This is a genomic window from Actinomadura sp. ATCC 39365, from assembly GCF_054392275.1.
This window is the reverse complement of the sequence record NZ_CP184335.1, coordinates 3,757,527-3,773,936: the sequence shown is the minus strand read 5'-3', so window position 1 is coordinate 3,773,936 and position 16,410 is coordinate 3,757,527. Positions and strand designations below refer to the sequence as shown.

The following is a 16,410-nucleotide window of genomic DNA, read 5'->3' as shown; positions in this document are numbered from 1 at the left end:
CGGCTCCTTTACCGACGACCGACCATCGGGAAACGGTCTGCGCACCGCCGAGAGCCGCGTAGCATCATCCGGCATGGGGCTGTGTAACACGGCATCACGTGTGAGGCGGGCCGCTGTCAGTGTGACAGTGGTGGCTTTCGCGCTCACCCTGTCAGGTTGCGCCGCCCTGGGCATCGGAAGATCCCAGGCCAAGGAGATCGCGGAGATCAACGTCTCGAGCCCCGAGTTGCGCGACGGCATGCCGCTGCCGAGCGAGTTCTCCTGCCGAGGCCGCCAGGGCAGCCCGCCGCTGCGCTGGTCCAGCGAACCCTTGCCGAAGGCGAAGTCGATCGCGATCGTGGTCGATTCCCATACTCCCTCCGAATCGGCCGTCCACTGGGTGCTCTACAACATCCCGGCGACCACGACCGAGCTGGGGCCGGGTGCCGCCGAGAGTCCGCCAGAGGGCTCCGGCCAGGCCAAGGTGACCAGTGGGAAGGCGGGCTACGAACCGCCCTGCAACACTCCGGGCAGCTACCGGTTCACCGTCTACACGCTGAACGACAAGGTCGAGGCGAAGGAGGGCGGCCTCCCCGAGATCTTGAAGGAGATCGCCGACCACACGATCGCCCGGGGCCGGCTGACGGCGGTGAACATCCAGTGACAGGGCGATCACCGCAGGTAGACCGGATGGACCAATTCTTTGCGTAGGGTGTGACAACTCTCATAGTGGTCCGACAGAATCAGATCCAATTGTTAGGCATTGGTGATCAAAGGGGGCAGATCGCGTCGATGGCCGCGCGATCTCACCGATGCCACAGGGAGGCCATGGCTTTGAGGGTGGTGCAATGATCGCGGTCGTCGTGAGCTTGGTCGCTGTCGTGCTCCTCGTGCTCGTCGTCGTGGCACTGGGCATGCGTTCCATGAACCGCCGGGAGAGCTCTCTCCCTCCGGAACGGCTGAAAGAGATGGCCGAGAAGGAGGAGATGACGCACGCCCGGTCCACCGACGAGTTCGCCGCGCACGAACCGCGCATGAACAACTTCAGCCCGGACTTCTCCCCGATCGACGAGGTGAAGCAGAAGCCCGTGCGCACCGGCCAGCGTGGCAGGCGTGGCGTCGACGAGTGGGGCAACCCGACCACCGACCACGAGGACGAGGAGTTCTGGGCGAACATCCGCAGCGACGCCGAGGAGGGCGGTTTCGGCGCCGGCGGCACCGTGGCGGCCAGGAAGGGCGCGTCCCGTCCCGTCGAGCGCGAGCAGCCCGCCGAGCGCCGTGAGCGTCCCGCGAAGCCCAAGCCCGTGGCCGCCGCCGCCGACCCCAACGCCGCGACCGTCCAGGCCCCGCTGCCCCAGCGCCAGCCCGCCACCGCCGCCGCGGCCAACCTCGCCGACCTGGTGGAGCCCGCCAAGCGGCCCACCCCCTCCGCCTCCGACATGGCCGACCAGCGCACGGTGACGTTCGCGGCGCCCACTCCCGACGTTCTCAGCCTCCTCGGCGGCGGCGCCCAGCCCGTCGTGCCGGCCTCGCGTCCCGAGCCCCTGCCCGCGAGCGGCGCCCACCCGGCCGTCCCGGCAGCGGGCGGCGGCGGCTCGTTCCCCGCCTACCCGGCCGCCGGTGGCGGGTCCTACGCGGGCGTCACCTCCAGCGGGTCCTTCCCGGTCGCGCCGGTCGCGCCGATCCACGGCGCGCCGACCAGCGACCCGTTCCCGGCGTACAACAACGCGGCCAACAACGCCGCCGGCAACGGTGCGCCCAACGCGGCCGACGCTCTCGAGACGACCTGGACGGGCGCGCCCGCCGCAGCCACCTCCGGCTCCTGGCCCGCCGCCTCGCCCGACATCCTCGACGACCCCTCTCCCGCCTCCTACGGCGGCCCGGCGAGCTCCTGGCCCGCCTTCGTGGAGCAGCCCGCCGCCGCCGCCTCGCCGGCCGCCGCGTTCCCGGCCTCGTACGAGGTGCGCTCCGGCTGGGCCGTGGCCGACGACTCCGGCTCGCCGATCACCGGCCCCTCTCCGGCCACCGGCACGCCGACCGTCCCCGCCCGCGCGGTCTCCGCCTACGACGACGTCCTGTCGGCTCCGCCGGTGCCGCCCGCGCCGTCCTCGGTCGCGTACGAGACCGGCGACTTCACCGCCGGGCCCGGCCCCGCCTGGCCCGAGCCGCCGTCCGGCACGGCGAACTGGCCGACGTACGGCGGGCAGTCGCAGGGCGCGGCCGCTCCCGGCCAGGGCGACAACGGCGGCGGCCGTCGCCGGGCCCCCGAGCAGGACTACAACGACTACTACCGGTGATCTCCGGCCCCTTACCGAATGAGTAAAACCCCCGCGACGACCCCCTAAAGCGGGGGTGGCGCACCACTAGGGTTTCCGACATGATCGGCGATACCCTCAGTAGCTGGTTGCGTACGCTACGGCATGATCTACCCGCTTCGCTCGTGGTCTTCCTCGTCGCAGTCCCGTTCTCCCTGGGCATCGCGGCGGCCTCGGGCGCCCCGCCGGCCGCCGGGCTCATCGCCGCCGTCGTGGGCGGGGTCGTGGCCGGCTCGCTGGGCGGATCGGCCGTCCAGGTGAGCGGGCCCGCGGCCGGGTTGTCCGTGGTGGTCGTGGAGCTGGTGCGGATCCACGGCTGGCGGGCCACCTGCATGATCACGCTACTGGCAGGGGTCGTCCAGCTCGTGCTCGGCGTGGTCAAGGCCGCCAGGGTCGTCCCGGCCGTCTCCCCCGCGGTCGTGCGCGGCCTGCTGGCCGCGGTCGGCGTCATCCTCGCGCTCTCCCAGCTCCATGTGGTCCTCGGCGGGCAGCCCCAGCTCTCGGCCCTGGCCAACCTCGCCGAGCTGCCCGGCCAGATCGCCGGCCTCCACGGGCACAAGATGGCGCTGGGCCTGTTCACGATCGTGGTGCTGGCGTCCTGGACACGGCTGCCCGCGCGGGTCAGGGTCGTGCCCGCGCCGCTGGTCGCACTGCCGGCCGCGGCGGGCGTCGCCTGGCTGGCCGACTGGGACGTCACCCGCGTCGACCTGGCGGGCAGCTTCTCCGGGTGGGGCTTCCCCGTGCTGCCGTCCGCCGACTGGCACACGATCGTGGGCGCGGTGCTGCTCGTGGCGCTGCTGGGCAGCGTCGAGTCGCTGCTGTGCGCGTCCGCCGCCGACGGGACGCACCCCGGCCGCCGCGCCGACCTCGACCAGGAGCTGACCGGCCAGGGCGTGGCCAACATGGTGTCGGGGGCGCTGGGCGGCCTGCCGATCGCCGGCGGCGTCGTGCGTACGGAGGCGAACGTGCGGGCGGGCGGGCGCACCCGGTCGGCGTCGATCCTGCACGGGGTGTGGGTGCTGGGGTTCGCGGTGGGTTTCGGCTGGTCGGTCCGGCTGATCCCGCTGGAGGCGCTGGCGGCGCTGCTGGTGTTCACCGGCGTGCGGATGGTGGGCCTGGCGCGCGTCAGGAAGGACCGCGGGCACGGCGAGGTGCCGGTCTATGTCGTGACCGTGGTGACCGTGATCGTGCTGGGCCTGGCCGAGGGGGTGCTGGCCGGGGTGGCGCTGGCCGCGCTGCTGGCGCTGCGCCGGCTGACCTGGGTGAGCGTGCGCAGGCGCGAGGAGCCGGACGGCCGGCTGCACGTGACGATCAGCGGCTCGCTGACGTTCCTCGGCGTGCCCAGGCTCACGCACGAGCTGCGGTCGATCCCCGCGGGCACGCCGGTCGACCTCGACCTCACCATCGAGTTCATGGACAACGCGGCCTTCGAGGCCGTCCACTCCTGGCGGCTGGACCACGAGCAGGCGGGCGGCACGGTCGACCTCGACGAGCCGCACGACGAGTGGTACACGCTGGCCGCCGGTGGGGCCCGCGCGTACCCCGGCAGGTCGCCGGACCGGCGGTGGGTGCCGTGGGCGCAGCGGCGGACGCGCCCGCAGCGCCGCGCCATCCCCGACGACGGCGGCTCGACCCCGGCGACCTGCGCCGAAGGGGCGCGCGACTTCCACCGCACCACGGCGCCGCTGGTCCGGCCGATCTTCACCGAGCTCGCGCGCAAGCAGCAGCCGACCCACCTGTTCATCACGTGCGCCGACTCCAGGATCGTGCCCAGCCTGATCACGGCGAGCGGTCCCGGCGACCTGTTCACCGTGCGCAACATCGGCAACCTGGTGCCGCGCCGGGGCTCCGAGCCGCACGACGACTCGGTGGTGGCCGCGATCGAGTACGCCACGCAGGTGCTCGGCGTGCGCACGATCACCGTGTGCGGGCATTCGGGATGCGGGGCCATGGCGGGGGTGCTCAGCGCCGGGGTGCAGGCCGGCAGCCTGCCGGGGCTGCGGCGGTGGCTGCGGCACGGGAACCACAGCCTGGCCAGGTTCATCGAGACCGAGGGCGACCGGCTGCACAAGGGGGCCCTCGACGTGTTGTGCCGGGTGAACGTCCAGCAGCAGCTGGAGAACCTGCGCACCTACCGGAAGGTGGACGAGCAGGTCAGGGCGGGCAAGCTGGAGCTGGTGGGCCTGTACTTCGACATCGGGTCGGCGCGGGTGCACGTGGTGCCGCCGCTGCGGTCTTCGCTCTCCGTGAAGTTGTGAGCCCGCGCCCCGCCGGGCGCCGAAGATGGGTTCATGAAGATTTTGCTCATCGGCGGCACGGGGTTCCTGGGGCGCGCCATCGCGGAGGAGGCGTTGGCGCGTGGCCATGAGGTCACGACGTTCAACAGAGGGCGGAGCGGCGGCGACGTGCCGGGCGTCGAGACCGTGCGCGGCGACCGGGAGTCCGTCGCCGACCTGGAGCGGCTGGCCGACGGTGGGTCGTGGGACTTCGTTGTGGACACGTCCGGGTATGTGCCGCGGGTGGTGGGCGAATCGGTGCGGGCGCTGTCGGGCCGGGCGGCGACGTACGCGTTCATCTCCAGCGTCTCGGCCCTCGACGGGTTCCCCGCCAAGGCCGCGACCGAGCACACCGGCGGATGGCCGTGCGAGCCCGACGCCGGTCCCGACGACGGCGACTACGGCGTGCTGAAGGCCGGGTGCGAGCGGGCGGTCGAGCAGGGCTTCGACGGCAACGCGCTGATCATCCAGCCGGGGCTGATCCTCGGCCCGTACGAGAACGTGGCCCGGCTGCCCTGGTGGCTGACCCGCATCTCGCGGGGCGGCCGGGTGCTGGCACCCGGCGATCCCGCCGCGCCGATGCAGCTCGTCGACGCGCGCGACGTGGCCATCTTCACCCTCGACCAGGCCGAGCGGGGCGTCGCCGGCCGGTTCGCGGTGACCGGCCCGGCGGGCAACACCACCTACGGCGAGTGGCTGGAGCTGTGCAAGCAGGTCACCGGGTCCGACGCGGAGTTCGTGTGGATGGACGCGGAGTTCCTGGTCGCGCAGGGGGCCGGGGCGTTCGTGGAGCTGCCGCTGTGGGGCGGGCCGCCGTCGGAGGAGACCGACAACTTCTGGAGCGTGCCGACGGGCAAGGCCGAGGCGGCGGGGCTGCGGGCGCGTCCGGTCGCGGAGACCGTCCGTGACACGTGGGCGTGGCTGCGGGAGATCCCGGAGGAGCAGCGTTCCTACGGGCGAAGGATGGTCCACGGGATGGCTCCGGAGAAGGAGGCCGCCATCCTCGCCGCCTGGGACACCCGCTCCTCCTGACCCGCCACGGGCCGTCAGGCGTTCCTGGAGGTGCCTGGGTTTCCGAGCCTCGCCGCCGGGCGCCTGACGGGTCGTCGAAACCTCGTGAGCTGGGAAGACGCATACACCGGAGCTCGACGGGCAGGTGACAGCCGGTGTACGTGAACTCACGGGGGAGGGTTCGACGATGACGTACCAGAGCAGGCCCGTCACGGGCTGGGTTGGCTGGGTATGGTTCGCCGGCATGCTCATGATCATGTCCGGCGTGTTCAACATCATCACCGGTCTCTATGCGGTGATCAACAGCGGGCTGTTCGTCCGCACACCATCCCGCCTGCTGTTCTTCAACATCGGCACCTGGGGCTGGATCCACCTGTTGTTCGGGATCGTCCTGCTCCTGACCGGTATCGCAGTGACCGTGGGGCAGACCTGGGCCCGCGTCGTGGCGGTGGTTCTCGTCATGATCAACGCGATGACGCAGCTCACCTGGATCGCGGTCAACCCGTGGTGGTCGCTCGCGGTCATCGCGGTGGACGTACTGGTGCTGTACGCCCTGATCGTGCACGGCCGCGAGGCCCAGGAACTGGGAGGTGAGAGACGAGCCGGCCTGTAGGCCGGGTTCTGTCCTTCGCGAACGAAGGGGCGACCATCCATCTAGGGCCGCCGTTGCCGGCGGCCTCAAGCGGTCTACCCGCGCGGCTCGGGCGGGCAGCCCTCGAACGTCGCGCGCGGAACGCTCCGGAGAGCGTCCCTTCTTGACCTTGCTCCGGGTGGGGTTTACCTAGCCGCCCACGTCACCGTGGGCGCTGGTGGTCTCTTACACCACCCTTTCACCCTCACCTCCCGCCGAGGCGGGAGGCGGTCTGCTTTCTGTGGCACTGTCCCGCGGGTCACCCCGGGTCGGCGTTACCGACCACCCTGCCCTGTGGAGCCCGGACCTTCCTCGGCGGGCCCGAAGGCCCGACGCGGCCGCCCGGCCGACTCGTCTTCAGGGAGGTTATCAAACCTCAAGCCGTTCCCAAGCGAGTCGCAAGATCGATTGGGTGGGATGGGCATGTCACCGCCTGAGGGGGGCGGAGGCAGCAGCGGCCGCGCCGGGATGTTCTGGCGGCTCCCGGCGTGGCCGCGCTCAACGTAGCTGGACCGGTCGAAGCACGACTGCGCTCAACGCAGGTGGCCCGGTCGGTGTACGACTTCACCACCAATCACCACTTCACCACCACCACGCCCAACGCAGGCCGGCTGGTCGGTGTACGGCTTCGCCACCGCCGCGCTCAAGGCGAGTGGGTCGTGTCGCCGAGCACGTCGCGTGCTCAGCGGAGGTGGGATGTGTCGTTGAACGACTTCACCACGGCGGGGCCGTCGGCGTAGTACTCGATCAGCGACAGGCAGGCCAGGTCGAGGTGCATCCGGTAGAGCGCGCCCAGAGGCGCCGTGAGGGCGTCGCGCAGCAACATCTTGATCGGCGTCACGTGGGAGACGACGAGCACGGTCTTGCCCTCGTAGCGCTCCACCAGCCGCTCCCCCACCGCCTGGACGCGGCGGGCCGCCGTGGCGAAGCTCTCGCCCCCGGGCGGCGCGGCGTCGGGGCCGGCCAGCCAGGCGGCCAGCTCGGTGGGCCACTCACGCTGCACCTCGGTGAACGTGTGCCCCTCCCAGGCACCGAAATCGGCTTCCCTGAGGTCTTCGTCGATCTCGACGTCGAGCCCGGTGCGCTGGGCCACGGCCTCGGCCGTCTGCCTGGCCCGCTTGAGCGGCGAGGAGACGATCACGTCCGGCCGGTACGGCTCCCGCGACAACCGCTCGGCGGCGGCCGCCGCCTGGGCCAGCCCGTTGGCGGTGAGCTCGGCGTCACCGAGGCCGGAGAACCTGCGTTCGATCGACAGCGGCGTCTCGCCGTGCCTGAGCAGCAGCAACGAGGTGGCCACCCGGGTGGGCGGGGCCCAGCCGGTGCCCTTGGAGCGCTGCTGGGCGGCGGCCACGGACGCCGTGGGGGCCGACAGCTCGGCGATGGCGCCCGCGTCGAGGAGGTCGGTCTGCTCGACGACCGGCGCCGGCGTGCGGGCCGCGGGCACGCCCGCAGCCGGGACGGCCGCGGCCCCCGGCGCGCCGGTGTCGTGGGTGCCGCCCGCCTTCCAGGTCAGGCCCTTGGCGGCGGCGTCCATGGCCTCGTTGGCCAGCCGGTCGGCGTGTTTGTTGTGCTCGCGCGGGATCCAGGTCCACTCGACCACCCGCAGCCGCCTGGCCAGCGCGCCGGCCTCAAGGGCGAGCGGACGCAGCCCCTCGTTCTTGATCTTCCAGCGGCCGGCCATCTGCTCGATGACCAGCTTGGAGTCCATCCGCACGGCCACCTCGGCGCCCTCGCCGCCCACCCCCAGCACGGCGGTCAGCCCGGCGATCAGCCCCCGGTACTCGGCCACGTTGTTGGTCGCGACGCCGATGGCCTCGGCGGCCTCGGCCAGCACCTGGCCGTCGGCGGCGTCCCTGACGACCGCGCCGTAGCCGGCCGGGCCCGGGTTGCCGCGCGAGCCGCCGTCGGCCTCGATGACGTAGGACGTCACAGGCCGGACTCCGGGGTGCGGACCAGGATCCGCCGGCACTCCTCGCAGCGCAGCACCTCGTCGTGGGGGGCGGCCTTGATGGAGTTCATCTCGGCGATGGACAGGGCCACCTTGCAGCCCTGGCAACGCCCGCCGTGCAGCATGGCGGCGCCCACGACGTACTGCTCCTTGAGCTTGTCGTAGAGCTTCAGCAGGTCGGCGGGGATCTCGCCGGCGACGGCGGCGCGGCGGCCCCGGACCTCGCCCGCCTCCTTGTCGATCTCGGTCAGCGCGGCGTCACGGCGGTCTTCGGCGGCGGCGCGGGTGGCGGCCACCTCGTCGCGCTGGGCGACCAGGTCGGTGACCTTGCTGTCGGCCGCCTCCCGGCGCTCCATGATCTCCAGCACGACCTCCTCCAGGTCGCCCTGGCGCTTCTGCAGCGAGGCGATCTCGGACTGCAGGCCGGCCAGGTCGCGGGGCGAGGTCACGGCGCCGGAGTCGAGGCGCTTCTGGTCGCGGTCGGCGCGGGTGCGCACGGCGTCGACGTCGTTCTCCGCCTTGGTCTGCTCGCGCGCGAGGTCGCCGGCCTCGGTCTCGGCCTCGATGACCTGGGTGACGAGCCGGGCCAGGCGCTTGGACTGCTCGTCGATCTCGGCCAGCTCGGGCAGGGTGCGCCGACGGTGCGCCAGCCGGTCGATCACGGAGTCGAGCTCTGCCAGGTCGAGCAGTCGCTTCTGGGCCTCAGGGGCTGCTTTCATGATCAATATCCTCTTGTCCAAGCATCGGTGACCGTGGCGGAGACGCGCGTTTCAACGGTAACGCCACTGGAGCGCAGGATGGACGCCGCGCTGTCGAGCCAGGGCCACTCGGTGGCCCAGTGGGCGGCGTCGATCAGGGCGGGGCCACCGGACTCGACGAACTCACCGGCCGGATGGTGCCGCAGGTCGGCCGTGAGGAACACGTCGACGTCCGCTGACCTGGCCGCGCCGAGCAGCGAGTCGCCCGCGCCGCCGCTGACCGCGACGCGCGAGACCGGCCGGGCCAGGTCGCCCGCCACGCGCAGGCCGCCGGCGGTGCGCGGCAGCCCCTTGGCGGCCCGCGCGGCGAACTCCCCCAGCGTCGTGGGCTCGGGCAGCTCGCCGATGCGGCCCAGACCGCGCCAGGGGTCGTCGGGGAAGGGCTGGAGCGGTACGAGGTCGCCGGTCAGACCCACGGCCCTGGCCAGGGCGTCGGAGACGCCGGGATTGGCGGTGTCGGCGTTGGTGTGGGCGGTGTAGAGGGCGACCTCGTGCTTGATCAGGCGGTGGATCAGGCGGCCCTTGGGCGTGGTGGCGGCCACGCTGGTGGTGCCGCGCAGGTAGAGCGGGTGGTGGGTGACGATCAGGTCGGCGCCCCAGTCGAGGGCCTCCTCACCCACGACCGCGACCGGATCGACGGCGAACAGCACCTTGTGCACCCGGCGGGCGGGGTCGCCGCAGACCAGCCCCACCGCGTCCCACGACTCGGCCCGGGCGGGCGGGTAGGCCGCCTCGAGCACCTCGATCACCTCAGTCAGCGTCACAGCAGCCACCTGCGCAGACTACCGGCCCGCGGAAGGGTCGCGCGGGGCGTGGCGGAGGGTGTCGTCAGAACGCGGTTCGGCGTACTGTAAGTGGATCCTGACTTCGCGGAGGACGGCATGGCACCCAGCGTCGCGATCATCGGAGCGGGCTTCGGCGGCCTGTGCATGGCGATCCGGCTGCGGCGTGCCGGGATCGGCTCCTTCACGGTCTTCGAGAAGGCCGCCGACCTCGGCGGCACGTGGCGGGACAACAGCTATCCGGGCGCGGGCTGCGACATCCCCTCGCACCTGTACTCGTACTCGTTCGAGAAGTACGGGAGCTGGACCCGCCGCTACCCGGCCCAACCCGAAATTTTGGGCTATCTAGAGCATTGCGCCGATAAATACGACGTCAGGCGAAAAATTCGCTTCGGTACGGAAGTACGGCGAGCCGTCTTCGACGGCCGCCGCTGGCAGGTCACCAGCGTCCACGACGGCGGCGAGCGCACCGAGGCGTTCGACGTGGTCGTCATGAGCGTGGGCCAGCTCAACCGCCCCCACCTGCCCGAGATCCCCGGCATGTCCGACTTCGAGGGCGTCTCCTTCCACTCGGCCCGCTGGAACCACGACCACGACCTCACCGGCCGCCGCGTCGCCGTGATCGGCAGCGGCTCGTCGGCGGCCCAGCTCATCCCGACCGTCGCCGAGCGGGCCGCGCACCTCGACGTCTTCCAGCGCACGCCCAACTGGGTGATCCCCAAGCCCGACGCCACCTTCGGCCCGCTCGCCCGGCTGGCCTTCCACTACGTCCCGGGCCTCCAGCGGGCCTACCGCGAGTGGATCTACCGGTACGCCGAGGCCACGCTCTACCCGGCCCTGGCCGAGGGCTGGAGCGCCGGACTGCTGAGGAAGCGCGCCCTGGCCCACCTGCGTGCCCAGGTCCCCGATCCCGTCCTGCGGGCGAAGCTGACGCCCGGCTACCCGCCCGGCTGCAAGCGCGTCGTCATCGACAGCGCCTTCTACCCGGCGCTGACCAGGCCGGACGTCGACGTCGTCACCGATCCGATCGTCCGGATCGGGCCGAAGGGCGTGGAGACCGCCGAGGGGCTGCGCGAGGCCGACACGATCGTGTACGCCACCGGTTTCCTGAGCACCGAGTTCCTGGCCCCGATGGAGGTCACCGGGCTCGGCGGGCGGTCGCTGGCCGAGCAGTGGCGCGACGGCGCGCAGGCCTACCTCGGCATTTCGGTGCCCGGCTTCCCCAGCATGTTCCTGCTCTACGGCCCGAACACGAACCTCGGGCACAACTCGATCATCTACATGATCGAGTGCCAGGTGCGGCACGTCATGGCGTGCCTGCCGCGGGTGGCCGAGCAGGGGCCGATCGAGGTGCGTCCCGAGGCGATGGCCGCCTGGACCCGGCAGCTCGACGCGGCGATGGCCCGCATGGTGTGGGGCGAGGGGTGCCGGAGCTGGTACAAGACGGCCGAGGGGCGGGTCACCAACAACTGGCCCGGCCCGACGACGCTCTACCGGCGGCTCACCGCCCGGCCGCCGCGCGGGGCGTACCGGAGGGTCGGGGAGGTCCCGTCTTCGGTGCGGTGAACAAGATGTGGCCGAAAAATCGGACTTGAGGTGCATTGGAGCAGGTGGGGGCGCACGGTAACGTCCTTCGCATGACGCTTCCCCTGCACCGGCGTGCCGTCGTGGCCGACACCCACAATGATCTGCTCATGGCGGTCGCCGCCCGGCCGCCCCAGCAGTGGGCCTCCTTCTTCCGCGGGCGGTGGCTGCCGCAGCTCGTCGAGGGCGGGGTCGACCTGCAGATCCTGCCGGTCTTCATCGACGACCAGTACCGGCCCGAGGGCGCCCTGCGGCAGACGCTGCGCATGATCGAGTGCGCCCACGTGATCGCGGAGGGCAACCCCGACACCGTACGGCTCTGCCTCGACGCCTCGGCGATCGACGCGGCGCTGGCGGAGGGCAAGATCGCCCTGGTGCTCGCGCTGGAGAGCATGCCGGGGCTCGACGAGAGCGTCGAGCTGATCTCGACCGTCCACCGGCTGGGCGTGCGGGTGGCCTCGATCGCCCACTTCGGGCGTACGCCGCTGGCCGACGGCAGCGCCGAGGACGCCACCGGCAGCGGCCTGACCAGCCGCGGCGTGGCCGCCCTGCAGGAGATGGAGCGCCTGGGCATGGTGTTCGACGTCTCACATCTCGGCGCGTCGGGCGTGGCCCACGTGCTGGAGCTGGCGACCAAGCCGGTGATGGCCACCCACTCCGCGGCCCGCGCGCTGCGCGACCACCACCGCAACCTCACCGACGACCAGCTTCGCGCGGTCGCCGCGACGGGCGGCGTGGTCTGTGTGAACTTCTTCGCCCCCTTCCTGGCCGAGCGCACGGAGGACATGACGCTCGACCGCCTGCTCGACCACATCGAGCACGTCGCGCAGGTGGCCGGGATCGACCACGTCGGCCTGGGCCCCGACTTCATCCGCGAGGTCATGGACGACCTGACGCCCCCGTGCTGCGAGGACCTGGAGCCCGACGGCCTCGACCCCAAGGCGTCGATCCCCGGCCTGGAGGGGCCCACCGGGCTACCCATGGTGACCGAGGGGCTGCTCGGCCGTGGCCTGCCGGAGAAGGACGTCGCCAAGATCATCGGCGGGAACGTCCACCGGTTCCTCGGAGAGCGGCTGGCATGATCGAGGATCTGGAGGAGCTGGTCCTGTGCGAGTCGTTCTCGCGTGACCTGGAGGCCGTGGCCCGCAGCGCCGAGGTCGTGGCCGCGATGGGGACCCGCTACCTGGGGGCCAGGCCGGAGTTCCTGGTGATCGACGGCGTCACCCATCTGCGCTGGTCGTTCGGCACGCCCAGGGTGCTGCTGCTCGGCCACCACGACACCGTCTGGCCGATCGGCACGCTGGCGACCCACCCCTGGTCGGTCGTCGACGGCGTGGCGCGCGGGCCGGGCGTGTTCGACATGAAGGCCGGGCTGGTGCAGACCTTCCACGCGCTCGCCGGGCTCGGCTCGCTCGACGGCGTCACGCTGCTGGTCACCGGCGACGAGGAGCTTGGCTCGATCACGTCCGCGCCGCTGATCACGGACACCGCGCGGGGGCTGGCCGCCGCGTTCGTCATGGAGGCCAGCGCGGACGGCGGCGCGCTGAAGACGTCCCGCAAGGGCACGTCGATGTACACGCTGCGGGTGCACGGCAAGGCGGCCCACGCCGGGCTGGAGCCGGAGAAGGGCGCGAACGCGGGCGTCGAGCTGGCGCACCAGATCCTGGCCATCGCCGCCCTCGGAGCCGGTGACACGACGGTCACCCCGACCGTGCTGCGCGGCGGGACGACGCTCAACACCGTCCCGGCCGAGGCGACGGTGGGGGTCGACGTGCGGGCGAGCACGGTGGCCGAGCAGCTGCGGGTGGACGCCGCGATGCGGGCGCTGGCCCCTGCGGTGCCCGGCACGCGGCTGGAGGTCGAAGGAGGCCCCAACCGGCCGCCGCTCGAAGCCGCGATGTCGGCCTCGCTCTACGCCCTGGCCCAGGACCTGGCCGGGCGGCTGGACGTGGGCCCGCTGACCGACGCGGCGGTGGGCGGCGCCTCCGACGGTAACTTCACCGCGGGGGCCGGCTGCCCGACGCTCGACGGGCTGGGCGCGGTGGGCGGCGGCGCGCACGCCGACCACGAGCACGTGGTGGTGGCCGAGATGCCACGCCGCACGGCCCTCCTCCGCGCCCTGATCGAGGCCGTGCGCTGAGACGACCGGGCCCGGCGTCGCGGCCCTGGAGGCGCGGCCTGAGCGGGACGGCCGGGCCCGGCCGGTGGGAGCGGGTGTGATCAGCGGGGACAGCATTCTGTCACTCCTTCACCAGTGGTATCGATATGGTGACTGCCTGTAGTCATTTGACGTGCGCCGCCACTCTCGGGGCGCACGTTGACCAGGGAGGTTCCCATGACATCCGTGCTGACCGCCGCTCGCAGGACGGCCGCCCTAGCCCTGTGCGCGTCCGCCGCGCTCATCGTTCCGTTCGGGGCGAGCCCGGCCGGTGCCGCCGCCGCCGACGAGCCGGGCGTGCTGCTGTTCATCACCGTCACGCCGAGCAACGGCGGCGGCGCGTACTCGATGCGGCTCACCTGCGACCCCGACGGCGGCACCCACCCGCGCCCCCGCACGGCCTGCGCGGAGTTGCACGAGGTCGACGGCGTGATCAAGGACCTCAACGTCGATCCGGGCGCGTGCCCGCGCAACTACGCCCCCGTCTCCGTGCGCGTCAGGGGCCACTGGTACGGCCGCACGACGTCCTACGACCGGAAGTTCGAGAACGACTGCGTCATGGAGCGCACGCTCGGGCCGCTGGTGAAGTGATCTCCGGCAGCCCCTGAGATGCCCGTCCGCGGACCGCGGGCGGGCATCTCGCCGTCCGGCGGGCATAGTGGGGGGCATGACGAGCCGGGAGGAGGCCGCCGAGGCGGCGGCCAAGAGTGGTGTGACGATCCGCGAGTTGCACGAGATGGGCGAGTTCACGCAGGTCTTCCGGCTCTTCGACGAGATCTGGCGGCCCGATCCGGGCAACGCGCCGGTCAGCGTCGAGCTGATGGTCGGGTTCGCGCACACCGGAAACTACGTGGTCGGCGCGTACGAGGGCGACGTGCTGGTGGGCGCGTCGGTGGGCTTCCGGGCGGCGGAGGGCGCGCTGCACTCCCACGTGACGGGCGCCTCGATCGGCCGGGGCATCGGCTACGCGCTCAAGCTGCACCAGCGGGCGTGGTGCCTGGACCGGGGCCTCGATCGCGTCACCTGGACCTTCGATCCGCTCGTCCGCCGCAACGCCCGGTTCAACCTGGTCAAGCTGGGCGCCCGCCCGCAGAAGTACCTGCGCGACTTCTACGGCGTCATGGCCGACGCGATCAACGAGGGCGACTCCTCCGACCGCCTGCTGGCGGTGTGGCCGCTGGACGAGCGCCCGCTCGGGCCACGGGTGGAACCGGCCGAGGGCCGCGCCCAGGTGCTGGCGGAGGACGACTCCGGTCCGGTCGTGCGGCCGGCGGACACGGACGTCGTGCTGGTGGGCACGCCGCACGACGTCGAACGGCTGCGCGTGCACGACCCGGCGGCGGCCAGGGCCTGGCGCGCGGCGATGCGCGAGGTGCTGGGCGGCCTGATGGAGTCCGGCGGGCGGGTGGACGGGCTCACCGACCACGGGGACTACGTGGTGACCCTGACCGGATAGTTCACCGGCGTAAGCGATCTGCGTAAGGTGACGGTACGGGAAGCCGAACGAGGAGATCCGCATGACGGACTTCACCCCCACCGTCCCCGCGCGAGTCCTGCCCTCCGTCGCCGTCCGCGACCTGCCCGACCCTCCCCGCTCGACCTGGCGCGTCATCGGCCCGGGGCTGGTCGGGGCGGGGGTGGGGCTGGCGTCGGGCGAGTTCATCCTCTGGCCCTACATCGCCTCCCAGGTGGGGCTGGTGTTCGTCTGGGGCGCCGCGGTCGGCATCGTCACCCAGTGGTTCCTGAACATGGAGATCGAGCGGTACACGCTGGCCACCGGCGAGACCGCGCTGACCGGGTTCAGCCGGATGTGGCGGCACTGGGGGCTGGTCTTCGTCGTGCTGACGCTGGCCTCGAACCTGTGGCCGGGGTGGGTGACCACGTCCGCGACCATGGTGACGTACCTGACCGGGGCCGGGGCGGGCGGGGTGCGCTGGATCGCGATCGGCATGCTCGTCGTGATCGCGCTGGGCCTGACGCTGGCGCCGGTGATCTACACGCTCCTCGAACGGGTGATCTTCGTGAAGATCGCCCTGGTGGCCACGCTGGCCGTGGTCGCGATCCTGTTCGCGGTCAACGCCGACAGCTGGGTCGAGCTGGGCAGGGGGCTCACCGTCGGCGCCCGCTTCCCGGCCGGGGAGCTCGGGATCGCCGTGCTCATGGGCGCCGTCGCCTACGCCGGCGCGGGCGGCGGCCAGAACCTGTGCCAGAGCAACTGGATCCGCGACAAGGGCTTCGGCATGGGTTCGTACGTCCCGCGCCTGGTCAGCCCGGTCACCGGTGAGGAGGAGGCGGCCGCCTCGACCGGCTTCCAGTTCCCGCCCACGCAGGACAACCTGGCCCGCTGGCGCCGGTGGTGGCGCTTCGCCAACGCCGAGCAGGGCGCCACGTTCGCGCTGGTGTCGTTCCTGACGATCGGGCTGATGTCGATGCTGGCCTACTCGACCGTCTTCGGCCGGCCGGAGGTGGCGGGCAAGGACAACATCGGCTTCCTGAAGGTCGAGGGCGAGGTGCTGCAGGGCGTGGTCGGCACCTGGTTCGGGATCCTGTTCTGGGTGATCGGCGCGCTGGCCCTGTTCGCCTCGGCCATGGGCATCGTCGACTACACCTCGCGGCTGGCCTCGGACACGATCAAGACGGTCTACCTGCGCGACCGGCCCGTCTCGGTGAACCGGGTGTACTTCGTCACCGTCTGGGCGATGACGCTGGTCGGGATCGCGATCCTGCTGCTCGGGCTGGACCAGCCGCTGATCCTGCTGGTGTTCTCGGCGTGCTTCGCGGCGGTGATGATGTTCGTGTACTCGATCCTGCTGATCGTGCTGAACCGGCGGGCGCTGCCGGAGGCGATCAGGGTTCGGTCGTACCGGCTGGCGGCGCTGGTCTGGTCGGTGGCGTTCTTCGGGACGCTGACCGTCCTGGTGGTCGTCCAGCAGGTGCGGAAGCTGACCGGCTGATCGCCGTCCGGCGG

The 16,410-nt window shown here is 72.1% G+C and carries 13 protein-coding genes, 1 other RNA gene and 1 pseudogene; 11 read left to right on the top strand and 4 right to left on the bottom strand.

Going from position 1 to position 16,410, the window contains the following annotated elements; translation table 11 throughout:
* The first annotated feature begins 130 nt into the window (after positions 1–130).
* The 5 genes and pseudogenes from ACNF49_RS18790 to ACNF49_RS18770 all read left to right on the top strand — a co-directional run.
* Positions 131–643, top strand: coding sequence for a YbhB/YbcL family Raf kinase inhibitor-like protein (locus ACNF49_RS18790; RefSeq protein ID WP_482944515.1), 513 nt, complete (start codon positions 131–133; stop codon positions 641–643).
* Positions 644–842: 199 nt separating this feature from the next.
* Entirely contained in the window at positions 843–2,276 is a 1,434-nt protein-coding gene (locus tag ACNF49_RS18785) for a hypothetical protein (protein ID WP_482944514.1), read from the top strand.
* 80 nt (positions 2,277–2,356) lie between these two features.
* Positions 2,357–4,552: a SulP family inorganic anion transporter gene (locus ACNF49_RS18780; RefSeq protein ID WP_482944513.1), complete on the top strand. Its 2,196-nt coding sequence runs from the start codon at positions 2,357–2,359 to the stop codon at positions 4,550–4,552.
* A 33-nt stretch (positions 4,553–4,585) separates the two neighbouring features.
* Positions 4,586–5,602: an NAD-dependent epimerase/dehydratase family protein gene (locus ACNF49_RS18775; protein ID WP_482944512.1), complete on the top strand. Its 1,017-nt coding sequence runs from the start codon at positions 4,586–4,588 to the stop codon at positions 5,600–5,602.
* A 166-nt stretch (positions 5,603–5,768) separates the two neighbouring features.
* Positions 5,769–6,140, top strand: a pseudogene (locus tag ACNF49_RS18770) (DUF7144 family membrane protein); the annotation flags it as partial.
* 35 nt (positions 6,141–6,175) lie between these two features.
* Here ACNF49_RS18770 and rnpB read toward each other — a convergent pair.
* The 4 genes from rnpB to ACNF49_RS18750 form a co-directional block, all read right to left on the bottom strand.
* Positions 6,176–6,566: RNase P RNA component class A (gene rnpB / locus ACNF49_RS18765), an RNA gene on the bottom strand.
* A 328-nt stretch (positions 6,567–6,894) separates the two neighbouring features.
* A complete protein-coding gene (locus ACNF49_RS18760; protein WP_357965209.1) occupies positions 6,895–8,142 on the bottom strand; it encodes a bifunctional RNase H/acid phosphatase in 1,248 nt (415 codons plus the stop codon).
* Positions 8,139–8,879 (bottom strand): zinc ribbon domain-containing protein, encoded by a 741-nt coding sequence (locus tag ACNF49_RS18755; protein WP_357965212.1) that lies wholly within the window; start codon positions 8,877–8,879, stop codon positions 8,139–8,141. The genes ACNF49_RS18760 and ACNF49_RS18755 overlap by 4 nt, the downstream gene beginning before the upstream one ends.
* A gap of 2 nt (positions 8,880–8,881) precedes the next feature.
* The gene (locus tag ACNF49_RS18750) at positions 8,882–9,682 is read right to left on the bottom strand and encodes a Nif3-like dinuclear metal center hexameric protein (RefSeq protein ID WP_482944511.1); all 801 of its coding nucleotides are present in this window, start codon (positions 9,680–9,682) and stop codon (positions 8,882–8,884) included.
* Between the two features lie 117 nt (positions 9,683–9,799).
* On the opposite strand from ACNF49_RS18750, the gene ACNF49_RS18745 reads away from it, so the two are divergent.
* From ACNF49_RS18745 to ACNF49_RS18720, 6 genes are all read left to right on the top strand, one after another.
* A complete protein-coding gene (locus tag ACNF49_RS18745) occupies positions 9,800–11,266 on the top strand; it encodes a flavin-containing monooxygenase (protein WP_482944510.1) in 1,467 nt (488 codons plus the stop codon).
* A 71-nt stretch (positions 11,267–11,337) separates the two neighbouring features.
* Positions 11,338–12,366, top strand: coding sequence for a dipeptidase (locus ACNF49_RS18740; RefSeq protein ID WP_357965220.1), 1,029 nt, complete (start codon positions 11,338–11,340; stop codon positions 12,364–12,366).
* Complete coding sequence (locus ACNF49_RS18735) at positions 12,363–13,424, top strand: M20 family metallopeptidase (RefSeq protein WP_482944509.1); 1,062 nt, start codon at positions 12,363–12,365, stop codon at positions 13,422–13,424. The genes ACNF49_RS18740 and ACNF49_RS18735 overlap by 4 nt, the downstream gene beginning before the upstream one ends.
* A 195-nt stretch (positions 13,425–13,619) precedes the next feature.
* On the top strand, positions 13,620–14,033 hold the full coding sequence (locus tag ACNF49_RS18730; RefSeq protein WP_357965225.1) for an SSI family serine proteinase inhibitor: 414 nt from the start codon (positions 13,620–13,622) through the stop codon (positions 14,031–14,033).
* A gap of 76 nt (positions 14,034–14,109) precedes the next feature.
* The gene (locus ACNF49_RS18725) at positions 14,110–14,898 is read left to right on the top strand and encodes a GNAT family N-acetyltransferase (protein ID WP_482944508.1); all 789 of its coding nucleotides are present in this window, start codon (positions 14,110–14,112) and stop codon (positions 14,896–14,898) included.
* A gap of 61 nt (positions 14,899–14,959) precedes the next feature.
* The gene (locus ACNF49_RS18720) at positions 14,960–16,396 is read left to right on the top strand and encodes an Nramp family divalent metal transporter (protein ID WP_482944507.1); all 1,437 of its coding nucleotides are present in this window, start codon (positions 14,960–14,962) and stop codon (positions 16,394–16,396) included.
* The last annotated feature ends 14 nt before the right edge of the window (positions 16,397–16,410 follow it).

Bases quoted from the DNA above. Each gene is read 5' to 3' on its own strand.
- ACNF49_RS18780 (WP_482944513.1), top strand. From the start codon at position 2,357: ATGATCGGCGATACCCTCAGTAGCTGGTTGCGTACGCTACGGCATGAT.
- ACNF49_RS18775 (WP_482944512.1), top strand. From the start codon at position 4,586: ATGAAGATTTTGCTCATCGGCGGCACGGGGTTCCTGGGGCGCGCCATC.
- ACNF49_RS18755 (WP_357965212.1), bottom strand. From the start codon at position 8,879: ATGAAAGCAGCCCCTGAGGCCCAGAAGCGACTGCTCGACCTGGCAGAG.
- ACNF49_RS18745 (WP_482944510.1), top strand. From the start codon at position 9,800: ATGGCACCCAGCGTCGCGATCATCGGAGCGGGCTTCGGCGGCCTGTGC.
- ACNF49_RS18740 (WP_357965220.1), top strand. From the start codon at position 11,338: ATGACGCTTCCCCTGCACCGGCGTGCCGTCGTGGCCGACACCCACAAT.
- ACNF49_RS18735 (WP_482944509.1), top strand. From the start codon at position 12,363: ATGATCGAGGATCTGGAGGAGCTGGTCCTGTGCGAGTCGTTCTCGCGT.
- ACNF49_RS18730 (WP_357965225.1), top strand. From the start codon at position 13,620: ATGACATCCGTGCTGACCGCCGCTCGCAGGACGGCCGCCCTAGCCCTG.
- ACNF49_RS18725 (WP_482944508.1), top strand. From the start codon at position 14,110: ATGACGAGCCGGGAGGAGGCCGCCGAGGCGGCGGCCAAGAGTGGTGTG.
- ACNF49_RS18720 (WP_482944507.1), top strand. From the start codon at position 14,960: ATGACGGACTTCACCCCCACCGTCCCCGCGCGAGTCCTGCCCTCCGTC.